At 58.5% G+C, this 22,403-nt stretch carries 20 protein-coding genes; 5 read left to right on the forward strand and 15 right to left on the reverse strand.

What is annotated here, in order from left to right:
* Positions 1 to 73: 73 nt before the first annotated feature.
* The 4 genes from aphA to dnaB all read right to left on the reverse strand — a co-directional run bounded on the left by aphA (position 74) and on the right by dnaB (position 4,887).
* On the reverse strand, positions 74 to 796 hold the full coding sequence (aphA, locus tag EBL_RS17720; RefSeq protein WP_002445194.1) for an acid phosphatase AphA: 723 nt from the start codon (positions 794 to 796) through the stop codon (positions 74 to 76).
* 175 nt (positions 797 to 971) lie between these two features.
* Positions 972 to 2,165, reverse strand: coding sequence for an amino acid aminotransferase (locus EBL_RS17725; protein ID WP_002445196.1), 1,194 nt, complete (start codon positions 2,163 to 2,165; stop codon positions 972 to 974).
* A gap of 141 nt (positions 2,166 to 2,306) precedes the next feature.
* Positions 2,307 to 3,386: an alanine racemase gene (gene alr, locus EBL_RS17730; RefSeq protein ID WP_002445198.1), complete on the reverse strand. Its 1,080-nt coding sequence runs from the start codon at positions 3,384 to 3,386 to the stop codon at positions 2,307 to 2,309.
* An 85-nt stretch (positions 3,387 to 3,471) separates the two neighbouring features.
* Complete coding sequence (gene dnaB, locus EBL_RS17735) at positions 3,472 to 4,887, reverse strand: replicative DNA helicase (RefSeq protein ID WP_002445200.1); 1,416 nt, start codon at positions 4,885 to 4,887, stop codon at positions 3,472 to 3,474.
* 139 nt (positions 4,888 to 5,026) lie between these two features.
* Here dnaB and EBL_RS17740 point away from each other — a divergent pair, with 139 nt between their 5' ends.
* The gene (locus EBL_RS17740) at positions 5,027 to 6,010 is read left to right on the forward strand and encodes a quinone oxidoreductase (RefSeq protein ID WP_002445202.1); all 984 of its coding nucleotides are present in this window, start codon (positions 5,027 to 5,029) and stop codon (positions 6,008 to 6,010) included.
* A gap of 185 nt (positions 6,011 to 6,195) precedes the next feature.
* On the opposite strand, the gene pspG is transcribed toward EBL_RS17740, so the two are convergent.
* The 3 genes from pspG to EBL_RS17755 form a co-directional block, all read right to left on the reverse strand.
* Positions 6,196 to 6,438, reverse strand: a complete 243-nt coding sequence (gene pspG / locus EBL_RS17745; protein ID WP_002445204.1) for an envelope stress response protein PspG — start codon at positions 6,436 to 6,438, stop codon at positions 6,196 to 6,198.
* A gap of 164 nt (positions 6,439 to 6,602) precedes the next feature.
* Positions 6,603 to 7,601 carry a tRNA dihydrouridine(20/20a) synthase DusA gene (gene dusA, locus EBL_RS17750; RefSeq protein ID WP_002445206.1) on the reverse strand — a complete coding sequence of 333 codons (999 nt, stop codon included), beginning with the start codon at positions 7,599 to 7,601 and terminating at the stop codon, positions 6,603 to 6,605.
* A gap of 65 nt (positions 7,602 to 7,666) precedes the next feature.
* Complete coding sequence (locus EBL_RS17755; protein WP_002445208.1) at positions 7,667 to 8,170, reverse strand: cupin domain-containing protein; 504 nt, start codon at positions 8,168 to 8,170, stop codon at positions 7,667 to 7,669.
* 114 nt (positions 8,171 to 8,284) lie between these two features.
* Here EBL_RS17755 and zur point away from each other — a divergent pair, with 114 nt between their 5' ends.
* Positions 8,285 to 8,803, forward strand: a complete 519-nt coding sequence (gene zur / locus EBL_RS17760) for a zinc uptake transcriptional repressor Zur (protein WP_002445210.1) — start codon at positions 8,285 to 8,287, stop codon at positions 8,801 to 8,803.
* Here the strand turns inward: zur and dinF are convergent.
* The 3 genes from dinF to EBL_RS17775 form a co-directional block, all read right to left on the reverse strand.
* On the reverse strand, positions 8,800 to 10,122 hold the full coding sequence (dinF, locus tag EBL_RS17765; protein WP_002445212.1) for an MATE family efflux transporter DinF: 1,323 nt from the start codon (positions 10,120 to 10,122) through the stop codon (positions 8,800 to 8,802). The genes zur and dinF overlap by 4 nt on opposite strands.
* Before the next feature lie 78 nt (positions 10,123 to 10,200).
* Entirely contained in the window at positions 10,201 to 10,812 is a 612-nt protein-coding gene (gene lexA, locus EBL_RS17770; RefSeq protein ID WP_002445214.1) for a transcriptional repressor LexA, read from the reverse strand.
* Between the two features lie 109 nt (positions 10,813 to 10,921).
* Complete coding sequence (locus EBL_RS17775; protein WP_002445216.1) at positions 10,922 to 11,293, reverse strand: diacylglycerol kinase; 372 nt, start codon at positions 11,291 to 11,293, stop codon at positions 10,922 to 10,924.
* A 240-nt stretch (positions 11,294 to 11,533) separates the two neighbouring features.
* Between EBL_RS17775 and plsB the strand changes: the two genes are divergently transcribed.
* A complete protein-coding gene (gene plsB / locus EBL_RS17780; protein WP_002445218.1) occupies positions 11,534 to 13,954 on the forward strand; it encodes a glycerol-3-phosphate 1-O-acyltransferase PlsB in 2,421 nt (806 codons plus the stop codon).
* A gap of 69 nt (positions 13,955 to 14,023) precedes the next feature.
* On the opposite strand, the gene ubiA is transcribed toward plsB, so the two are convergent.
* The 5 genes from ubiA to malK form a co-directional block, all read right to left on the reverse strand.
* On the reverse strand, positions 14,024 to 14,896 hold the full coding sequence (gene ubiA / locus EBL_RS17785) for a 4-hydroxybenzoate octaprenyltransferase (protein ID WP_002445220.1): 873 nt from the start codon (positions 14,894 to 14,896) through the stop codon (positions 14,024 to 14,026).
* On the reverse strand, positions 14,881 to 15,411 hold the full coding sequence (ubiC, locus tag EBL_RS17790) for a chorismate lyase (RefSeq protein WP_002445222.1): 531 nt from the start codon (positions 15,409 to 15,411) through the stop codon (positions 14,881 to 14,883). Before ubiC ends, ubiA begins: the two co-directional genes overlap by 16 nt.
* Before the next feature lie 176 nt (positions 15,412 to 15,587).
* Positions 15,588 to 16,514: a maltose operon protein MalM gene (malM, locus tag EBL_RS17795; RefSeq protein WP_002445223.1), complete on the reverse strand. Its 927-nt coding sequence runs from the start codon at positions 16,512 to 16,514 to the stop codon at positions 15,588 to 15,590.
* A gap of 125 nt (positions 16,515 to 16,639) precedes the next feature.
* Positions 16,640 to 17,983 (reverse strand): maltoporin, encoded by a 1,344-nt coding sequence (locus tag EBL_RS17800; protein WP_002445225.1) that lies wholly within the window; start codon positions 17,981 to 17,983, stop codon positions 16,640 to 16,642.
* Positions 17,984 to 18,024: 41 nt separating this feature from the next.
* Complete coding sequence (gene malK, locus EBL_RS17805) at positions 18,025 to 19,134, reverse strand: maltose/maltodextrin ABC transporter ATP-binding protein MalK (protein WP_002445228.1); 1,110 nt, start codon at positions 19,132 to 19,134, stop codon at positions 18,025 to 18,027.
* Between the two features lie 437 nt (positions 19,135 to 19,571).
* Between malK and malE the strand changes: the two genes are divergently transcribed.
* Together malE and malF are read left to right on the forward strand one after the other, a co-directional pair.
* Positions 19,572 to 20,762: a maltose/maltodextrin ABC transporter substrate-binding protein MalE gene (malE, locus tag EBL_RS17810; protein ID WP_002445229.1), complete on the forward strand. Its 1,191-nt coding sequence runs from the start codon at positions 19,572 to 19,574 to the stop codon at positions 20,760 to 20,762.
* Between the two features lie 65 nt (positions 20,763 to 20,827).
* Positions 20,828 to 22,372, forward strand: a complete 1,545-nt coding sequence (gene malF / locus EBL_RS17815) for a maltose ABC transporter permease MalF (RefSeq protein WP_002445231.1) — start codon at positions 20,828 to 20,830, stop codon at positions 22,370 to 22,372.
* Positions 22,373 to 22,403: the final 31 nt, after the last annotated feature.

Raw genomic sequence — 22,403 nt, forward strand, 5'->3', positions numbered from 1 at the left:
AGTGTGTCGCATCCTGGCAAAAGGTAAAACCCGCGCACGAATTTTGATGAAAAAATATACTTATCGGTGCGACTCAGAACTCTGAATTAACAATCACCTCTTCACCCAGCGCCCCGGCGCCCGGCAGTGGCCTGTCCGTTGAGTTAGATGCCCGCAAGACGCGGATCCCGCGGATACCCACCTCCCGGGCGGCCATAATATCGAGATCAGCATCCCCGTAGAAAATGCGAATGCTCTCCTGCTTCAGCCAGTCGGTTTTGACCTGCTGCTCATTCTCAGTGCCGGCAAACACCACCGGGTGCATACTGGTAGCCGGGATCAGAAAATCTTCCTGTAGCAGCCGGGAGAGGTTTTCCGTTCTGGTCGCCCTGCGCCCGGTGATGAAGTAAATCTGATCGCCGCGTTTCACATGCATCGAAATCAGCGCCCGGGCCACCTCTTTGGGGATACTGAAGGCGTCCCAGTTATTGTTCATTTTCTCCCAGAACTGTTCGTCTTTGAGGAAATCCCGCGAGCCGGGTGAGATCTCTTTACGCCCGCGCCAGAAGCCCGGGCTGGAAAATAACACCGTATCATCAATGTCAAAGCCCACGGCCATAGGCGGGCGGCCCAGCAGGCTGTTTTCAATTTGCGCGACAGACACCCAGTGAACCGGCGCACGCCCGGCAAGCCGGGCGCTGGTGACGCCTGCGGCCGTGGTGTCATGCTCAGGAGGGGCGGACATGGCCGCCTGTGCAGAAATGTGCAGCCCAAATGCCAGCCACAGCGCGGCGCAGGCGGAAGTAAACTTACGCATGATTTTCCTTATCGTTATTTGCTTATCGTTTATGACGGTAAAACAGGAGTAAAAGTAAGGATTAACAGGTTAAGGATACCAGCTTACGCCCCGGTTTTTTAGCGACAACCGGCACAAAATGGTAATCAAATGATAATGCCCCGCATGATACGGAGCATTTGGTGATAGCAAGCACTTACATCACTGCGGCAATCGCCCGGGCAACATCATCCACATTATTGAGATTCAGCCCGGCCAGGCACATCCGGCCGCTGGCAATCAGGTAGACGCCGAACTCCTCACGCAGCCGCTCAACCTGCTGTGCTGACAGGCCCGTGTAGCTGAACATGCCGCGCTGGCGCTGCAGGTAGCTAAAATCGCGCCCGGGCAGCCGGGTTTTCAGGGTCTCGACCAGTATGCGCCGCATCTCCACAATGCGCTGGCGCATGCTTTCCACCTCCGCCAGCCAGCTGGCGCGCAGCTGCGGATCGTTAAGCACCAGAGACACCACCTGGGCACCATAATTCGGCGGGCTGGAGTAAATACGGCGCACTGTCGCCTTCAGCTGCCCCAGTACCCGGGCGGCGATGTCGCTGTCTTCACACACCACAGACAGGCCGCCAACCCGCTCCCCGTAGAGGGAGAAAATCTTGGAAAAAGAGTTACTCACCAGCACCGGCACCCCGGCCGCCGCCGCCGCGCGAATGGCGTAGGCGTCCGCTTCCATACCGCCGCCAAAGCCCTGATAGGCAATGTCCATAAACGCCAGCAGCCCGCGGGCTTTAAGCACCTCAATCACCTGATCCCACTGGGCATCGGTCAGATCGGCACCGGTCGGGTTATGGCAGCAGGGGTGCAGCAGCACAATATCACCGGCAGGCAGGGTATTAAGGTGGGCCAGGAGCGCGTCTGCATCGACACCGCCGGTGGCGCTGTCGAACCAGGGGTAAGTACCCACTTCGAAGCCAGCCCCTGCAAATATGGCAATATGGTTTTCCCAGGTCGGGTCGCTGACCCAGACTCTGGCCGCCGGGAAGTAGTTCCTGAGGAAGTCAGCCCCCACTTTCAGCGCGCCGGAACCCCCGAGGGTCTGAATGGTGGCCACGCGGCCCTCACGCAGTACCGGGTGATCAGCACCAAACAGCAGCGGCGCGACGGCGCTGCGGTAGCTGCCAAGCCCTTCCATCGGCAGATACAGGGAGGCACCGTGGGGCTGGCTGTTAAGGCGCGCCTCGGCTTCGGCCACGGCCTGTAATTGCGGAATAATCCCTTCCTGGTTGTAATACAGTCCAATACTCAGGTTTACTTTGCCGTCACGGGGGTCTTCTTTGAATCTCTCCATCAGGGAGAGGATCGGATCACCAGCGTAGGCGTCAACGTTCTGAAACACGCGCGTTTCTCCAGGTTTACGGTAGGACGATTTACCACAATAAACCGGATGCCGGAGAAGATCGAGAAGGATGTTAAGGAAGGGTTATTTCTGGCGAAAAAGGTACAGCCAGCCGGGTTCCCGGGGCTGTACCTGTCCCTGTCAGTCTATATAGGTCATGGCGACCCGCGAGGTTAACCGGGTGATAAGTTCGTAAGCACTTACTTTTGTTATTTCGGCAATCCGCTCGACCGGCAGCCCTTCCCCCCACATCACCGCAGGGTCGCCCACGCTATCCGTGGCGCCGGGGCCAAGATCCACACAAATCATATCCATCGCCACCCGGCCAACAATCGGCACTTCCCGGCCATTAACCAGCACCGGCGTGCCGGAGGGGGCCGCGCGCGGGTAACCGTCCCCGTAGCCGATGGCAATCACCCCCAGGCGGGTGTCGCGCTCGCTCACCCAGGTGCCGCCATAGCCCACCGGCTCCCCGGCTTTGTGCTCACGCACCGCAATCAGGCTGGAGGTCAGCGACATGACCGGTTGCAGGCCGAAATCCGGCCCCCAGGGTTTGCTCTCCAGCGGGGATACGCCGTACAGAATAATCCCCGGGCGCACCCAGTCATAATGGGACTGGGGCCACAGCAAAATCCCGCCTGAGGCGGCAATGGAGCGCAGGCCCGGTTTGCCCTCAGTAAACTGCGCAAAGATAGCCAGCTGCTTTTCGGTGGCGCCGCATTCGGGCTCGTCCGCCCGGGCAAAATGGCTGACCACGTTCACCGGCTGGCACACATTTTTACAGCGCGACAGCCGCTCGTAGAATGCAGGGGCCTCTTCCGGGCGCACCCCGAGGCGGTGCATACCGGTATCCAGCTTCATCCACACATTGACCGGGGCGGCCAGCTCCGCCTGCTCCAGTGCGGCCAGCTGCTCTTCACTGTGGACAGCAATATGCAGCTGTTGCAGGGAGATAACCGGCAGATCGCTTGCGTTAAAAAACCCCTCCAGCAGCAACACAGGCTGGGTGATTCCTCCGGCGCGCAGGCGCAGCGCCTCTTCAAGGCGGGCCACGCCGAAGGCGTCGGCATCGGGCAGGGTGCGGGCGGTCTCCAGCAGACCGTGGCCATAAGCGTTTGCTTTCACAATGGCAACCAGTTTACTGGCCGGGGCCAGTTCACGCAGGCGTTGCAGGTTGTGGCGCAGAGCGCGGCGGTTAATAACAACAGTTGCCGCTTGCATTTCTCTTCCTTTTGGGTCTGACGTTAATGTGGCGGTGGCCCCGGCGCTGTCGCAGACAGCCCCCCGGGGCACCAAAAAATACCGGTTATTCGTCGTCGTATTGCGGGCCCGCGTAATTGTCAAACCGGGACCACTGGCCGTTAAACGTCAGCCGTACCGTGCCAATGGGGCCGTTACGCTGTTTACCGATGATAATTTCAGCGATCCCTTTCAGGTCGCTGTTCTCGTGATACACCTCATCACGGTAGATAAACATAATCAGATCCGCATCCTGTTCAATGGAGCCGGATTCACGCAGATCCGAGTTGACCGGGCGTTTGTCGGCACGCTGCTCCAGGGAGCGGTTCAGCTGAGAAAGGGCCACCACCGGCACCTGCAGCTCTTTTGCCAGCGCCTTCAGGGAGCGGGAGATTTCGGCAATTTCCAGGGTACGGTTATCAGACAACGAGGGCACCCGCATCAGTTGCAGGTAGTCGATCATTATCAGGCTCAGGCCGCCGCGTTCGCGGAATACGCGCCGGGCACGGGAGCGCACCTCGGTCGGGGTCAGGCCGGAAGAGTCATCAATATACATATTGTTCTTCTCCAGCAGTATTCCCATGGTGCCGGAGATACGCGCCCAGTCCTCATCATCCAGTTGCCCGGTACGGATACGGGTCTGATCAACCCGGGAGAGGGAGGCCAGCATACGCATCATTATCTGTTCTGAGGGCATCTCAAGGCTGAAGATAAGTACCGGCTTGTCCTGGAGCATGGCGGCGTTTTCGCACAGGTTCATGGCGAAGGTGGTTTTCCCCATTGAGGGGCGCGCCGCCACGATAATTAAGTCTGACCCCTGTAGCCCGGCGGTCTTTTTGTTCAGATCCTGGTAGCCGGTATCCACCCCGGTAACCCCGTCGTGGGGCTGCTGGTACAGGGTTTCGATCCGGGCGACGGTCGCGTCGAGAATTTTATCAATACTCTGGGGGCCTTCGTCTTTACTGGCGCGGTTTTCGGCAATCTGGAACACCCGGGACTCGGCCAGATCCAGCAAGTCTTCACTGGTGCGCCCCTGGGGATCAAACCCCGCGTCGGCGATTTCGTTCGCCACGGCTATCATCTCGCGCACCACGGCACGCTCGCGGACAATATCCGCATAGGCGTTAATATTTGCCGCGCTGGGGGTGTTTTTCGACAGCTCAGCCAGATAGGCGAAACCGCCCACACTCTCAAGCTGACCCTGGCGCTCCAGAGACTCTGACAGGGTTATCAGATCAATGGGCTTGCCCAGCTCCTGAAGGCGGTGCATCTCGGTGAAGATATGGCGGTGCGGGCGGGTATAAAAATCCTCTGCCACCACGCGTTCTGCCACGTCGTCCCAGCGTTCGTTGTCCAGCATTAACCCGCCCAGTACCGACTGCTCCGCCTCCAGCGAGTGGGGGGGCATTTTCAGGGCGGCCAGTTGCGGATCGCGCTCGCCGGCCTCAGTCTGAGGTTTATTGAAGGGTTTCTTTGCGGCCATAACGTATGGGATACCAGGATTGAAACAGACGGGGGATTATAGCGAACCCAGGCGCACTAAAGAAGCGCGTATAATTTACCCCATCCTGTGGGGAGCTGTTAGTCTTACTGATATTCCCTTTGCCATCACAGGAGCCGTTATGCCAGTCAGAATTGAGTTTGCCCGACACGGGGGGCCAGATGTGCTGCACCCGGTGGAGTTCACCCCCCGGGAGCCCAAAGAACATGAAGTTCAGGTGGCGAATAAGGCTATCGGGATCAACTACATTGATACCTATGTGCGCAGCGGCCTCTACCCGCCCCCTTCCCTGCCCAGCGGGCTGGGTAGCGAGGCGGCCGGGGTCGTTATTAAAGTGGGCCGTGCGGTGCGCCACATAAAAGAAGGTGATCGGGTGGTGTATGCCCAGGCGCCGCTGGGGGCCTATAGTGAGGTCCATAACGTGGCGGCGGATAATGTCGCCATTTTGCCCGGCGCCATCTCCTTTGAGCAGGGGGCGGCCACCTTCCTCAAAGGTCTGACGGTGTTTTACCTGCTGCGTAAAACCTACGAAATTAAACCGAATGAAATCTTTCTGTTCCACGCGGCGGCGGGCGGTGTGGGGCTGCTTGCCTGCCAGTGGGCGAAAGCGCTGGGGGCGAAACTGATCGGCACCGTGGGCTCCGCCGCCAAGGCGGAAAAAGCGCTGGCGGCCGGGGCCTGGCGCACCATTAACTATCAGGAAGAGGATATTGCCGCGCAGGTGCTGGCGCTGACCAACGGCGAAAAGGTCCCGGTGGTATATGACTCGGTGGGGAAAGACACCTGGGAGGCCTCGCTGGATTGCCTGCAGCGCCGGGGGCTGATGGTCAGCTTTGGTAACGCCTCCGGGCCGGTGACCGGCGTTAACCTCGGGATCCTCAACCAGAAAGGCTCCCTGTATGTGACCCGCCCTTCCCTGCACGGCTACATCACCAACCGCGCAGAGCTCGAAGAGGCAAGCAACGAGCTGTTTTCGCTGATAGCCAGCGGGGTTATCAAGCCAGAAATACCGGAGAATCAGAAATTCGCGCTGGTGGATGCAGTAAAAGCCCATAAGCTGCTGGAGAGTCGGGCGACCCGGGGATCGAGCCTGTTACTGCCGTAAGTTATCTGCGCCCCAAAAGAGTAGGGCTTCCCGAAGGAAGCCCGCTCTTTTTTGTTGTTCGCGCTGTATGTAGGGTACAGCTGCGATGAATTCGTTGTCAGCCCGGGGATAGTGGCAGATTTCCGGCCCGTTGCCTAATAACACATGCGGAAAAGTTATAAGGTTGTGATCAATCCCTCACTGTCTTAGTCAAATCGGCGGTGCCTGCGCCCGCAGGCGGTTTTTTTCGGCCCCTGAATGGCGCGGATAATCCACACCGCCACCACCGCCAGCAGTAACCACGGCAGCAGTTTAATCATCAGCGCCAGTAACCCGCCGACAAACATCAGTGCGGTTGCCGCCAGCAGGGCCACAATAATCCCCAGCAGCGATACGCCGGTCACCAGCAACATCACAAAAAATCCCACCACAAACAGCAGTTCAACCATTCTCTCTTCTCCTTGCGTCATCCTGCGGCTGGCTTCACGCCATATCACATCATCTGAGAAGAGAGCATACAAAAATCATGCCATTTTTATCTTTATGATTTAAAAGAAAATGCCCCAACCGGTGGGCTGGGGCATCGTCAAATTCACTAAATTACGGTCAGAAATCAGCGTTTATCCGCCACCAGCGCCAGCGCCTGCTCCAGCACCCGGATATCGGCCCCGGCTTTATGGGCGTTCTCGCTCAGGTGCCGCCGCCACTGCCGGGCGCCGGGGATCCCCTGAAACAGCCCCAGCATATGGCGGGTAATATGCCCCAGATAGCAGCCACGGCTGAGCTCGCGCTCAATATACGGGTACATGGCGCGCACCACGGCAACCGGATCGGCACAGCTTTCGGTGGTGCCAAAAATATCCCGGTCTACCGCCGCCAGCATGCCCGGGTTCTGGTACGCCTCGCGCCCGACCATCACCCCGTCCATATGTTCAAGGTGCGCGCGGGCCTCCGCCAGGGATTTAATGCCGCCGTTGAGCGACATGGTCAGCCCGGGGAAATCGCGTTTTAACTGGTACACCCGCGGGTAGTCCAGCGGCGGGATCTCGCGGTTTTCTTTCGGGCTTAAGCCGGAAAGCCAGGCTTTACGGGCGTGGATAATAAACGTCTCGCAGCCGCCCTTTTGGGCCACGGTGCCCACAAAGTCACACAGAAACGCGTAGCTGTCCTGATCATCAATGCCGATACGGGTTTTCACCGTCACCGGAACCGTGACCACCTCACGCATGGCGGCCACACAATCCGCCACCAGGTCCGCTTCGCCCATCAGGCAGGCGCCAAAGCGGCCATTCTGAACCCGGTCCGACGGGCAGCCCACATTGAGGTTTATCTCATCATAGCCGCGCTCTTCGGCCAGCCGGGCGCACTGGGCCAGCGCCCGGGGATCGCTGCCGCCCAGTTGCAGCGCCAGCGGGTGCTCTTCCTCGTTATAGGCCAGATAGTCGCCCTTGCCGTGAATAATCGCCCCGGTGGTGACCATTTCGGTGTACAGCAGCGTATTGCGGGATAACAGACGCAGGAAATAACGGCAGTGGCGGTCAGTCCAGTCGAGCATGGGCGCAACGGAAAAGCGCAGTGGCGCAAAGGCAGTAGCTTGGTTTTCTGGCAGCATGGTCACGAGTTGATAATCGGTTTCGGAAAAAATAGCGCGCTACTATAGCACAGAAATTATCCGCGTCAGCGGCGCGGCTTTTTCAGCTGATCCGGTTTACCGTCGTGAGCGCCGAAGAACTGCGGCGGATGATCTATCCAGCGATCGTGACGGGTGGCCGCATAGCCGGGGTTTAACGGGAAATAGGTCCGGTTATCCGGGTGGGGTGGCTCCTCCACCACCAGGAAGCGCACATCTTCCGCAGTGTTATTGAGGAAGGTATGGCACAAGCCGGTTCCCGGCACAAAACCGACACTATCCCCCGGGGAGAGCTCATGCAAAGAGCCGTTCACCCAGACCTGAGGATACCCCTCCAGCACGTAGATATAGAGCTCGTCACTGCTCTGGGCATAGGGGTATGAGGTGCGACGGCCCGGCGGCAGGCGAATGTGGGACACCCCAAGGCGGCGCAACCCCACATGGCGGGCAACCGGCGTGCTGATGGCAAATTTTTCGTCACTTCCCGGGTATCCCGCGTTATCCGGTCCTTCCAGAACGTGCCAGTGCTTAATGTAATCTGGTCGCTTCATGCTGCCATCTCCCGTTATGTCCGAAAAATAAGTATGGCAAAAATCGCGTTTGTCGGCGTTTTCCACAGCCTGTGATAAAGTAACGCTTTACCGGCAAAAAATATGAGGGTGCTGATGGACGCGACCACATCTCAATACGTGCTGTCACAGGCTGAAAAGCTGTGCGGGCAACGCAACGTACGCCTGACGCCCCAGCGTCTGGAAGTCCTGCGGTTGATGACGCTCCAGAACGGTGCCATCAGCGCTTACGATCTGCTGGATCTGCTGCGGGTTTCTGAGCCCCAGGCCAAGCCGCCTACCGTTTACCGGGCGCTGGATTTCCTGCTGGAGCAGGGTTTTGTCCATAAGGTTGAGTCCACCAACAGCTATGTATTGTGCCATCTGTTTGATCAACCAACGCATACCTCAGCCATGTTTATATGCGACCGTTGCGGTGTAGTAAAGGAAGAGTGCGCCCAGGGGGTTGAAGATATTATGCAGAGCCTGGCGGCAAAATCCGGGTTTGCGCTGCACCATAACGTGATTGAGGCGCACGGCCTGTGCGCCGCCTGTGTGGAAGTGGAAACCTGCCGCCACCCTGAGCAGTGCTCCCATGACCACAGTATTACGGTAAAAAAACGCGGCCGCAGTTAACCGGCAAACCACCTGTCCTGGCGCCACAGCCTGCGCCACATCCAGCCCAGCGACAGGCCGCGTAACGCCAGAAACACCAGCAGCGCCAGCCATAAGCCGTGGTTCCCGAGCCCGGGAAGGGCCAGCAGGGCCAGGCCAAAACCGGCGGCGGCTATCGCCATACTGTTGCGCATCTCGCGCCCGCGCGTGGCCCCGACAAACATCCCGTCCAGCAGGTAGCACCAGACCCCCACCAGCGGCAGCGCAATTTGCCACCACAGATAGTGGCGGGCCAGCTCACGCAGTGGGGTAATCGAGGTCAGCGCGTCAATAATCGCCCCGCCGCACAGGGCGTATGCCAGCGCAAAGCCCAGCGCCACCAGGCCCGCCTGGCGGCAGGCCGCGTACCATACGGTCAGCAGCTGGCTGCGGTCCCGGGCACCAAACGCCTGGCCCGAGTGGGCCTCCACCGCATAGGCAAAGCCATCCAGCGCGTAGGCGGTAAAGGTCAGAAAGGTCATCAGCAGGGCGTTTACCGCCACAATATCGTTACCCTGGCGGGCACCCAGTACGGTAATAGAGGCAAAACAGAGCTGGATCAGCAGCGATCGCAGCATAATGTCGCGGTTCAGCGCCAGCAGACGCCCGAGATCGCCGCGCCAGGCCTGGCGCAGCATGGCCGCAGACACGCCGCGCAGCCTGAGCACTTTCCAGGCCATCAGCGCGCCGGTCGCAAGCGTGGCGTATTCAGCCACAACGGTTGCCAGTGCGGCCCCCTGCACGTTCATACCGGCCCCGACCACCAGCCAGAGATCCAGCACAATATTGAGGATATTCCCCACCACCAGCAGAATAACCGGTGCCCGGGCATACTGCACACCCAGCAGCCAGCCCAGCAGCACCATATTCGCCAGTGCGGCCGGGGCGCTGAGCCAGCGGATCTCAAGGAATCGCCGGGCCTGGTGCAGCACCGCATCGCTGCCGCCCACCAGATGCAGCGCCAGATCAATAAGCGGCGCCCGGAACAGTAAAATCGCCACCCCGGCGACCAGGGCAATCAGTAGCGGCTGGGCCAGTGCCCGGGCCAGCCCGAGAGGGTCCCGGGCCCCGTAGGCCTGGGCGGTCAGCCCGGTGGTACTCATGCGTAAAAACAGCAGCAGCATAAACAAAAAGCTGGTTACCGTGGCCCCCACCGCCACACCGCCCAGGTAATCCGGGCTGTCCAGGTGGCCGATAACGGCAGTATCCACCAGCCCCAGCAGCGGGACAGTAACATTGGAAAATATCATGGGCAGCGCCAGGCGCCACAAGGCCCGATCCGCTGTAGAGAAGAACGTCATGAGATACCCGAAAAAGAGGCAAAACAACACCGTAGCGCCCCGGGGGCGCTACGGTCAGTCAGAAAAGAAGGGGTGGAATTACAGCCATTCACCGTTGCGGATAACCCCAACGGCCAGCCCTTCAATGGTGAAGTTCTGCTCGCGCAGGTCAACCACTATCGGGCTGAATTCGCTGTTTTCAGGCAGCAGCTGCACGGTATTGCCCTGTTTTTTCAGGCGCTTTACCGTTACTTCGTCGTCAATGCGCGCCACAATCACCTGGCCGTTGCGCGCTTCCTGGGTTTTATGCACCGCCAGCAGATCGCCATCCATAATGCCGATGTCTTTCATCGACATGCCGCTAACGCGCAGCAGAAAATCCGCACTGGGTTTAAACAACTGAGGATCGACCTGATAATGGCCTTCAATATGCTGCTGGGCCAGGAGAGGCTCACCTGCGGCCACGCGGCCAACCAGCGGTAAGCCCTCTTCTTCCTCTTCCTGCAGCAGGCGGATGCCACGGGACGCGCCGGACACAATCTCAATGGCCCCTTTACGGGCCAGAGCTTTCAGGTGCTCTTCCGCCGCATTCGGGGAACGGAACCCCAGGCGCTGGGCGATTTCAGCACGGGTCGGTGGCATACCGGTCTGGCTGATATGATCCCGGATAAGATCAAACACCTCTTGCTGCCTGGTTGTTAATGCTTTCATTCCGCCCCCTGGGTGTATATACAGTTATGCTGTGAGTATATACAGTCTTCGGTGATTTTGGAACCATACGGCCCGTAAAAAAACCAGCCACTTACCGGTTTTGCGAGGCTTAACGGAAATACTGCCAGAGCAGCACAACCCAGATAAACAGCGCCAGTAACAGCGCAAACAGCACCGCCGCCGAGGCCATATCCTTCGCCCGGCCAGAGAGCTCATGGTGCTCCAGACCAATACGGTCAACCACCGCTTCAATGGCGCTGTTGAGGATCTCTACGATCATCACCAGCACCAGAGAGCCTATCAGCAGGATCCGGGCGACCGGGTCAACATCCAGCCAGCAGGCGACAATAATCCCCACAATAGACAGCATCCCCTCCTGGCGGAAGGCCGCTTCGTTGATCCATGCGGCTTTGATGCCTTTCCACGAGTAACCTGCTGCTTTAATGATCCGGGTTAACCCGGTTGCGGATGTATTTGCCATGAAAAATGCCTTATGAAAAAAAGCCCGTTGTCGGGGGGCCGATTATATACTGTGAAAGTTTCTCATTAATACAGCCCGTTGCACACCGGTTATCCCCGCACCGCCACCCGGTCCGGCCCGGGAAAAGGCCGGGCGCGGTTGTGTGGCAAAAAGGGTCGCGACAGGGCACAGAAATCCACACTGTTTTCTGATATTCTTGCAGCGCATTTGCATGATTAACCCAGAGGCTTTACATCGTTTATGTCAGGCTGGCCAAGTATTTACTATAAGTTACTGAATTTACCATTAAGTCTGATGGTAAAAAGCAAATCTATTCCGGCGGATCCGGCTCCTGAACTGGGCCTGGATACCTCACGCCCGATTATGTATGTGCTGCCTTATAATTCCAAGGCAGACCTGCTGACGCTGCGTGCCCAGTGTCTGGCCCATGATCTTCCGGATCCCCTTGAACCTCTTGAAATAGACGGCACCGAGCTGCCGCGCTATGTGTTCGTCCACGGTGGGCCGCGGGTGTTCACCTATTACGCGCCAAAAGAAGAGACCATTAAGCTGTTTCACCAGTATCTGGATCTCCACCGGGCGAACCCGGATCTGGATGTGCAGCTGGTGCCGGTCTCCGTGATGTTCGGCCGCGCACCGGGCCGGGAAAAAGGGGAAGTGAACCCGCCGCTGCGGATGCTTAACGGCATTCAGAAATTCTCTGCCGTCTTCTGGCTGGGCCGCGACAGCTTTGTGCGCTTCTCGCCGCCGGTCTCATTACGCTGGATGGCCACCGAACACGGCACTGACAAATCCATCGCCCAGAAGCTGGCGCGCGTCGCGCGGATGCATTTTGCCCGCCAGCGCCTGGCGGCGGTTGGCCCGCGCCTGCCGGTGCGCCAGGATCTGTTCAATAAGCTGCTGGCCTCCAAAGCGATTGCCAAAGCGGTAGAAGACGAAGCCCGCAGTAAGAAAATTTCCCATGAGAAGGCCCAGCAGAATGCCGTGGCGCTGATGGAGGAGATCGCGGCCAACTTCTCTTACGAAGCTATCCGCATGAGCGACCGGATCCTCGGTTTTACCTGGAACCGCCTCTACCAGGGGATCAACGTCCATAACGCCGAGCGCGTGCGTCAGCTGGCCCATGAAGGCCATGAACTGGTCTATGTGCCCTGCCACCGCAGCCATATGGACTATTTGCTGCTGTCTTACGTACTGTATCACCAGGGGCTGGTGCCGCCACATATCGCTGCCGGTATCAACCTGAACTTCTGGCCCGCCGGGCCGATTTTCCGCCGCCTGGGGGCGTTTTTTATCCGCCGCACCTTTAAGGGCAATAAGCTCTACTCCACGGTCTTTCGCGAATACCTCGGGGAGCTGTTTACCCGTGGCTACTCGGTGGAATATTTCGTTGAGGGCGGCCGCTCCCGTACCGGCCGGTTGCTGGATCCGAAAACCGGCACCCTGTCGATGACCATCCAGGCCATGCTGCGCGGCGGTAACCGCCCGATAACCCTGGTGCCGATTTATATCGGCTATGAGCATGTGATGGAGGTGGGCACCTACGCGAAAGAGCTGCGCGGTGCCACCAAAGAAAAAGAAGGCTTTATGCAGATGGTGCGCGGCCTGAGCAAGCTGCGTAACCTGGGCCAGGGGTATGTTAACTTCGGTGAACCGCTGCCGCTGATGACCTTCCTCAACCAGCATGTGCCTGAGTGGCGCGAGTCCATTGACCCCATTGAAGCGGTGCGCCCTGCCTGGCTGACCCCGACGGTGAACAACATCGCCGGTATGCTGATGACGCGCATTAACAACGCCGGGGCCGCGAACGCCATGAACCTGTGCTGCACGGCGCTGCTTGCCTCCCGGCAGCGTTCGCTGACCCGCGAACAGTTAACCTCCCAGCTGGATTGCTACCTGGCGCTGATGCGTAATGTGCCTTACGCCAAAGACACCACCGTGCCCGCCCTCACCAGCGAAGCGCTCATCAACCACGCGCTGCAGATGAATAAGTTCGAGGTCGAAAAGGACACCATCGGCGATATTATTATTCTGCCCCGCGAGCAGGCGGTGCTGATGACTTACTACCGTAACAACATCATGCACATGCTGATCCTGCCTTCGCTGCTGGCGTCGATCATCACCCAGCACCGCAAAATCGCCCGCGGTGAGCTGCTGCGCCAGGTCGAAGTGCTCTACCCGATGCTCAAAGCCGAGCTGTTCCTGCGCTGGGACATCAGCGAGCTGCCGGGCGTGGTGGATAAACTGATCGCCGAGCTGGCGCGCCAGGAGCTGATTGCTGTGGATGACTCCCTGCTGCGGGTCACGCCAACCCACTCCCGGACGCTACAGCTGCTGGCCGCCGGTGCCCGGGAAACGGTACAGCGTTACGCCATTACCTTCTGGCTGCTGAGCGCTAACCCGTCAATTAACCGCGGGACGCTGGAAAAAGAGAGCCGGACACTGGCCCAGCGGTTATCCGTGCTGCACGGGATCAACGCCCCGGAATTCTTCGATAAGGCGGTGTTCTCAACCCTGGTGCTGACCCTGCGCGATGAAGGCTACATCAGCGATACGGGCGATGCCGAGCCGGATGAGACCCTGAAGGTCTACCGGATGCTGGCGGACCTCATCATGCCGGATGTGCGCCTGACCATCGAAAGCGACGCCCAGGACGCATAACCCGGGCGCTAAAAACAACACAGGCGGGAATTGTCCCGCCTGTTTTTTTACCGCGCGACTGCGTTCCCCTCAGAGGTGCAGATAACTCAGCACCAGGCCGATAAACAGCACCAGCCCCACATAGTTATTGTTCATAAACGCTTTAAAGCACAGCTCGCGCTCGCGACCGGCTATCAGCTTCTGCTGGTAGATAAACAGCGCACCGGCCAGCACAATGGCCGCGTAAAAGGCAAACCCCAGCCCGTTTATCCCGCCCAGCAGCACCATCAGCGCCAGCACCGCCAGCTGCAACAGCCCGATAATCAGCTTATCGAAGCGGCCAAACAGAATGGCCGTTGATTTCACGCCAATTTTTATATCGTCGTCCCGGTCTACCATGGCGTACTGGGTATCATAGGCCACCGCCCAGCAAATATTGGCCAGGAACATCAGCCAGCAGCTCAGGGGCACGGACTCGCTCACGGCGGCGAAGGCCATCGGGATAGACCAGCCAAACGCCGCCCCCAGAACCACCTGGGGCAGATGCGTGTAGCGCTTCATAAACGGGTATACCCAGGCCAGGGCCAGCCCCGCCACGGAGAGCAGAATGGTCATGGTGTTGAGGGTCAGCACCAGCAGGAATGACAACACCACCAGCACCGCGAACAGGATCCGGGCCTCTTTTTCCGTGACCGCGCCGCTGGGCAGGGGGCGATTGACCGTGCGTTTTACATGGCCGTCGAATTTACGGTCCGCGTAATCATTGACCACGCATCCGGCGGCGCGCATCAGCCAGACACCGGCCACAAAAACCGCCAGAATCGTCAGCGGCGGTGCGCCGGGGGTTGCCATCCACAGTGCCCATAATGTTGGCCAGAGCAGCAGTAACGCGCCAATGGGTTTATCGGTGCGCATTAACCGGTGATAAGCCAGCAGCTTGTTCTGCTTCAGACTCCACTCCATTTCTCTTCCTCTTCATACACAGGTGCAGCCGGCAGGAACAGCTCGGTCAGCAATAACGGTTTTCCTGACAGGCGCAGGCGGGAGCGCCGCCCCCACAGTCCTTCATTCTGCCCGGTCTGGATAAAATCCCGGGTCAGGGTTGATGATGTAAACAGATACCGGCCCAGAGGGGTCTCGCCCAGCTGTTTTAATGCCAGCTCCGGGCCATTAAGGGTGGATTCCGGCACCAGCGTGCGGCCAGCCAGCCAGGGCACGCCATCCCCGCACAGCAGGATCTCCCGCAGCCAGTAGCGCGGCTCCCCGGGCAGTAACGCCGACTCATCATCAGTCATTTCGGGCTGGCCGACAAATGCTTCACGCAGAATCACCACACTTACCTTGCGACACCGGGTCTCAAAGCGTTTGGTCATCGAGTCTTCCAGCAGCAACCAGTCAAGGGTAGCCGGGCTTGCGGTTGCGGGGAGCGAATCAAAATAGTGCAGCCCATAGAGCTGAGCCAGCGCAGGATGAGACATCATTCATCTCCTGGATAATACCTGGCAGCATTGTAACGCAGAAGCGGAAGAACGTGGTGAACATTGCAGGGGGTGAGCAGCATAAACGCAACAATCGCGCAACATACCACCCGAACAGATAAAAAAGGTGCGCCGCAGCGCACCAGTACCGCAAACATCAGCAATGTGGGGAAGACTTACCCCTTGCCTTTTACACTGCTGATAAACGTGGTGCGGGCGGAGGTTGAGCCCAGCCGCTCGGCTTCATTCAGCAGTTTCAGCGCCTTGTCGATATCGCCTCTGGCAACCGCGTCCTTAATTGCCTGATTAAAGTAACGTTCCGTGTCGTTCAGCATCGGCTCGCTTTTCACCACCGGCGCCGGGGCGGGCGCTGCCGCAGCCGGGGCCACCACCGCCGCCGTATTGCCCACAGTCACCGGGCTGGCAGATGAGGCGCCAAACAGCGGCCCCACCAGAATGCTGGAGGAGGAGTTAGTGCTGACTTTCAGTTTCAGCGTGCCCTGCGTAGCGTGGCGGGCTACCGGATCCGGAATATCCGGCACCGCGTTACCCACGCCTTTGGCATAGGCTTTGGCCGGGTCCAGCAGTGTGGTGGTAGTGCGGAGATCCTGTGGCGTGGTGAACACCAGGACATAAATTTTCTGCTGCCCCAGGGCCGGGGTCAGCTTCATCACGCCTTCCAGGCGATCGGCGGACATCACGCCCGGTGCCTGGTAGGTAAAATAGCTGCCCGGGAAATAGGCCGAAGGGGTCATATTCTGGTCGAGGATCAGCACATTCGGCACGAAGGCGAGATTGTTTTTAATTTCGCTGGTCAGTGTCAGCGTCAGCTCGCCAATATTCGCCGGTACACTGTAGGCGGCGACCGGGCCGGTGATCCCGGCCACATCCAGGGGCTGGCCTGCGCTGGCAAGCTCGGTGGTCTGGGTGCGTGACTGAAGCACCGGGGTCCAGTTCAGCTGCTGTAGCGCCGCCTGCGGGACAGCCGGAGCACCGGAGATATCCTGGGGCACAATGTTAACGTCCGCCAGGCTCACACCCGGGAGCGTGGCGAACAGCCCTGCGCTCAGGCAAAGGGCGATAAGACGTTTATTCATTTTCATTATTATTACCTCATGGGTCATAAAGCGTTTGCCAGGCAATAGCGCGCTTTATGTCAATCCGCGACGATACAGACAGAGGAGAGGCGCCGGGCGCCCCTCCCCGGGTTACGACACAGCCGGGCCGCTTACCACCAGATTTCCATCTGGGCGCCGAAGGTCCACTCGTCGTCGTTACCGCGACTGGAGCTCAGGAAGCCGTTACCGGACTTATCGCGGATGGCGACATTCGTCACGTCACCGCTGGCGTTTTTGGCATAGCCCCAGTCTTCATTCCACTTGGCGTAGGTGGCGAACACGCGGATCGCCGGGCGGGACCAGATGCTGTCGCCCGCCTGCCACTGCTGGGCAAGGGTGATTTTGTACTGGCTGTTGTTATCTTTGGTTTGCTGGGATTTGACATTGTCATAGCCCACTTCCAGCAGGGTGCTCATGATAGGGGTCCATTTGAACATCGGGCGCACACCCACCGTCCACCATTCGGTGCCCTGGCCGCTGTCCAGACTGGTGTTCTGGTACATCGCCACATACATCATGTCCCAGCGCTCTGCCAGGCTAACGGCACCGTGGTCCAGCACGCGGAACATATAGCCGTCGTTATTAATATTCTGGCGGGAATTCGGCAAGTCGCTGTTGTCTGCGAAATATGCCCCCTGAGACAGCCCTTTACCGTGGGTGGTCATGGCGTCCGTGGCGTACTGCAGCACAAACTTGTTGTAGCCCTTGAGCATGCTCTGGGTGTGCTCTGCGGTGAACATCCAGCCATTTTTTGAGGCATTGTCCGCCAGGTGGTAGCCGTCGGTATAGTTGGCGCGGCCGTAGTCGACACCCAGCTCCAGCACCCCGTCCGGGTTGGTTTCGATACCGGCTAAGCGCATATCAAAGGTGTCGTTGGCCGTTCTTTTGGTGGTGTCGTAGGTGTAATCATTACGAAACGAGGTCGAACCGCCGGACTCAGAAGAGCGGGTGGCCGCCAGGGAGAGCTTACCAAAGCCCAGATCGATATTTTCAATACCGGCACCAGGACCAGAAATATCCCAGTAGTAGAAGTCGATCATGTGGACGTCATGGCGCTGATAAAAGCGCTTACCGGCCCAGATGGTGGAGCCCGGCAGCCATTCAATCAGGTTTTTACCCTGGACGTTCGCTTCGCGGAAGGCCGGGGATTTATCTTCCCAGTCATTCTGCTGATCCACGGAGTAAGCCACGTTAGTGTCGAAATAGAAGCTCTTATCGCCCTCTTTCCACACTTCCTGGCCCAGTTTTAATTCAGCGTAGGTTTCACATTCGTTGCCAAGACGGTATTTACTTTGGGCACCGGTGGCCTGGAAGCACTGCTGCTCACCGCCACTGCCAGTCCAGCCGATACCGGAACGGGCATACCCATGAAAATCCACGGCCATAGCCTGGGCGGACATAATGCCCGCCGCAACGGCGACTGCCACCGGAAGTTTGCGCAGAGTAATCATCATTCTATCTCCTGAAATGATTAGTTTTTTTTGTTATCTGACTGCTATACACCCGGCTCTTTGTGTAACCGGCGGCAGGCAGTACCATCCTCACGGAACAGATGGCAACGCTCCGGCGGCAAGCCGATGGCGAATGTGGCGCCCTCTTCCACCAGCACAACATCGCTCTGGCGGTACACCAGGTTCTGGCGGATGGCAGGGATTTGAATATGGATTTGGGTTTCATTGCCGAGCTGCTCGACCACCTGCACCTCCCCTTCGAGGGTGACATCGGCGATATCGCTGGGTAACAGATGCTCCGGGCGGATCCCGAGGGACATATTGGCCCCCACCTGCACGCTGGCGCTCTCTACCGGCAGCCAGACATGCTGGCGGTTCGGCAACTCAACCTGGACCTGATCAATGGCGGTGGCGGTCACTTTTACCGGCAGGAAATTCATTTTTGGCGAGCCGATAAACCCGGCCACAAAGCGGTCCGCCGGGTAGTGGTACAGCTCCAGCGGTTTCCCCACCTGGGCTACGCGCCCGGCATCCAGCACCACTATCTTGTCGGCCAGGGTCATGGCCTCGACCTGATCGTGGGTAACGTAAATCATGGTGCGCTGCAGGCGCTTATGGAGGCGGGAGATCTCAATGCGCATCTGCACCCGCAGCGCCGCATCAAGGTTAGAAAGGGGCTCATCGAGCAGGAAAACCTCCGGCTCGGCCACAAGTGTGCGGCCAATGGCGACACGCTGGCGCTGGCCGCCGGAGAGCGCCTTCGGGCGGCGGTCCAGTAAGTGGGCCAGCTGTAGCACTTCCGCCACCTGATTAACCCGGTGGTTAATCAGCTCTTTTTTCGCCCCGGCCAGCTTCAGGCCAAAGGACATGTTTTCCGCCACGCTCAGATGGGGGTACAGCGCGTATGACTGGAACACCATCCCGACACCGCGTTGCGCCGGGGGCACATCGTTCATACGCTTGCCGCCAATCATCAGATCGCCACGGGTCACCGTCTCCAGGCCGGCAATCATGCGCAGCAGTGTCGATTTACCGCATCCGGAAGGGCCAACAAAGACCACAAACTCCCCGGCATCGATGTCCAGGTTGATATCCTTTGACACCACCACATCGCCCCAGGCTTTGGTGACATTTCTCAGCTGCACGCTCGACATCGCACTCTCCCTTACATCACAACAGCCACCTGACACAGGTGAAACCAGATGTTGGGCACTATGCGGCATGGTCGCTAATCAGAAATCCTCCACCCTTTGCTTTTTTATGGGGGAGGAGGCGGGAGGATGAGACAGACGGTTTTCGCCGCTCAGTTGGCTGTCTGTGGCGATTTTCGTGATCCCGGAGTCAAAAACCCCCCGTTTTTTTTGTGCGCTGACGCACATATTCGCCAGTGTTGTTACCGGGATCACATCCCTGTCTGCCGGGGCGTAGGGGGAAGGAGGATGAGAAGTGCTTGCCAGATAAGCAGACTGCCTTATGTAACGCCATTCACCTCTGTATTCACCTCTCTTCTTCAGGCTCAGGGGGCAGCGTGGGTAACACCTGCCGCGCCAGAAGATGAAAGTTATATAACGACCAAAAGGATGGACTGAATATGCATATCAAAACCGGCGCACGGGTTCTTGCGTTATCCGCACTGACCACCATGATGCTGTGCTCATCAGCGCTTGCCAAAATCGAAGAGGGCAAGCTGGTCATCTGGATCAACGGCGACAAAGGCTATAACGGCCTGGCTGAGGTTGGTAAACGATTCGAAAAAGATACCGGTATCCAGGTCTCTGTTGAGCACCCGGACAAGCTGGAAGAGAAATTCCCGCAGGTTGCCGCCACCGGTGACGGCCCGGATATTATTTTCTGGGCCCACGACCGTTTCGGTGGTTATGCGCAGTCCGGCCTGCTGGCCGAAATCACCCCGGATAAAACCTTCCAGGACAAACTGTACCCGTTCACCTGGGACGCAGTGCGCTACAACGGCAAGCTGATTGCCTACCCGATAGCGGTGGAGGCCCTGTCCCTGATTTATAACAAAGACCTGGTGGCTAACCCGCCCAAAACCTGGGAAGAGATCCCGGCACTGGATAAGACGCTGAAAGCCAAAGGCAAGAGCGCTCTGATGTTTAACCTCCAGGAGCCGTACTTCACCTGGCCGCTTATCGCCGCAGACGGCGGCTACGCCTTTAAGATGGCCAACGGGAAATATGACGTTAAAGATGTCGGCGTGAACAGCCCGGGGGCTCAGGCCGGTCTCACCTTCCTGGTGGACCTGATTAAAAACAAACACATGAATGCCGATACGGACTACTCCATCGCGGAAGCGGCCTTTAACAAAGGCCAGACCGCCATGACCATTAATGGCCCCTGGGCCTGGGCCAATATCGACAAGAGCAAAGTTAACTATGGCGTCGCCCTGCTGCCCACCTTTAAAGGCCAGGCTTCCAAACCCTTTACCGGGGTGCTGAGCGCCGGGATTAACGCCGCCAGCCCGAACAAAGAGCTGGCTAAAGAGTTCCTTGAAAACTACCTGATGACCAACGAAGGCCTGGCCGATGTCAACAAAGACAAGCCGCTGGGTGCGGTGGCGCTGAAGTCTTACCAGACCGAGCTGGAAAAAGATCCGCGCATTGCCGCCACCATGGCCAACGCTCAGAAAGGTGAAATTATGCCGAACATCCCGCAGATGTCTGCCTTCTGGTATGCGGTGCGCACGGCGGTGATCAACACCATCACGGGCCGCCAGAGTGTCGATGCGGCACTGAAAGATGCCCATGACCGTATCGTGAAGTAATACCCCGCGCGGCAGGCCCGCCCTGCCGCGTCACTCTTTGTTCCGTTGTCGTAGAGGGATACCCCATGGATGTGACGAGAAAAAACCACTGGTGGAACAGTGAAGCAATAAAGTGGTCGGTTATTGGTTTACTCAGCCTGCTGGTTGGCTACCTGATTGTTTTAATGTACGCCCGGGGGGAGTACCTGTTCGCCATTATGACGCTTATCCTCAGCGCTGCGGGCCTGTATATTTTCGCCAACCGTAAAGCCTACGCCTGGCGCTATGTCTACCCGGGAATGGCCGGTATGGGGCTGTTTGTCCTGTTCCCGCTTATCTGCACGATTGCCATCGCCTTTACCAACTACAGCAGCACCAACCAGCTGACCTTCGAACGCGCCCGGGACGTCTTAATGAGCCGCCAGTACCAGGCGGGGGCCACTTATCCGTTCGCCCTCTATGCCGACGGTGATAAATGGCAGCTGGCGCTGACCGACACTGCCAGCGGTAAATATTATGTGTCTGAATCTTTTACCCCCGGGGGCGAGCAGCATCTGGCCCTCCGGGAAGCTGCCGGGCTGCCTGACGGCGAAAAAGCCAGCCTGCGGGTGATCACCCAGAACCGCCAGGCCCTGAACCAGCTGGTGGCCGAGCTGCCCGCTCAGGAGCAGCTGGTAATGAGCTCACTGCGCCAGTTTTCCGCCACCCGGGCGCTGTATCGCCTGGATGCTGACAACACCCTGACCAACAACCAGACGCACACCCAATACCGCCCGAATAGCCATACCGGTTTCTACGAATCCGTAAACGCCGACGGCAGCTGGGCCGGTGAGCAGCTCAGCCCGGGGTACACGGTGACCATCGGCTGGGATAATTTTGTGCGCGTCTTTACCGATGAAGGCATCCAGAAGCCCTTCTTCGCAATATTTGTCTGGACGGTTGTCTTCTCGGTACTGACCGTGATCCTCACGGTGGCGGTGGGGATGATCCTCGCCTGTCTGGTCCAGTGGGAGGCCCTGAAAGGCAAAGCCCTGTACCGGGTGCTGCTGATCCTGCCTTATGCGGTGCCGTCGTTTATTTCGATTCTGATTTTCAAGGGGCTGTTTAACCAGAGCTTTGGTGAAATCAACATGATGCTCAGCGCCCTGTTTGGCATCAAACCCGCCTGGTTTAGCGACCCGGTCACCGCCCGGACGATGATTATTATCGTCAATACCTGGCTTGGGTATCCGTACATGATGATCCTGTGCATGGGGTTGTTAAAGGCGATTCCGGACGACCTGTACGAAGCCTCGGCCATGGACGGTGCCGGCCCGCTGCAGAACTTCTTTAAAATCACCCTGCCGCTGCTGATTAAGCCGCTGACCCCGCTGATGATCGCCAGTTTCGCGTTTAACTTTAACAACTTTGTGCTGATTCAGCTGTTAACCAACGGCGGCCCGGACCGGCTGGGCACCACCACCCCGGCCGGGTATACCGACCTGCTGGTGAGCTACACCTACCGTATCGCTTTTGAAGGCGGCGGCGGTCAGGACTTCGGTCTGGCGGCGGCTATCGCCACCCTGATTTTCCTGCTGGTGGGGGCTCTGGCTATCGTCAACCTGAAAGCCACCCGCATGAAATTTGATTAAGCCCGCGACCATACAAAGGAGTTTGCAGATT

Source organism: Shimwellia blattae DSM 4481 = NBRC 105725, assembly GCF_000262305.1.
Lineage (GTDB): Bacteria > Pseudomonadota > Gammaproteobacteria > Enterobacterales > Enterobacteriaceae > Shimwellia > Shimwellia blattae.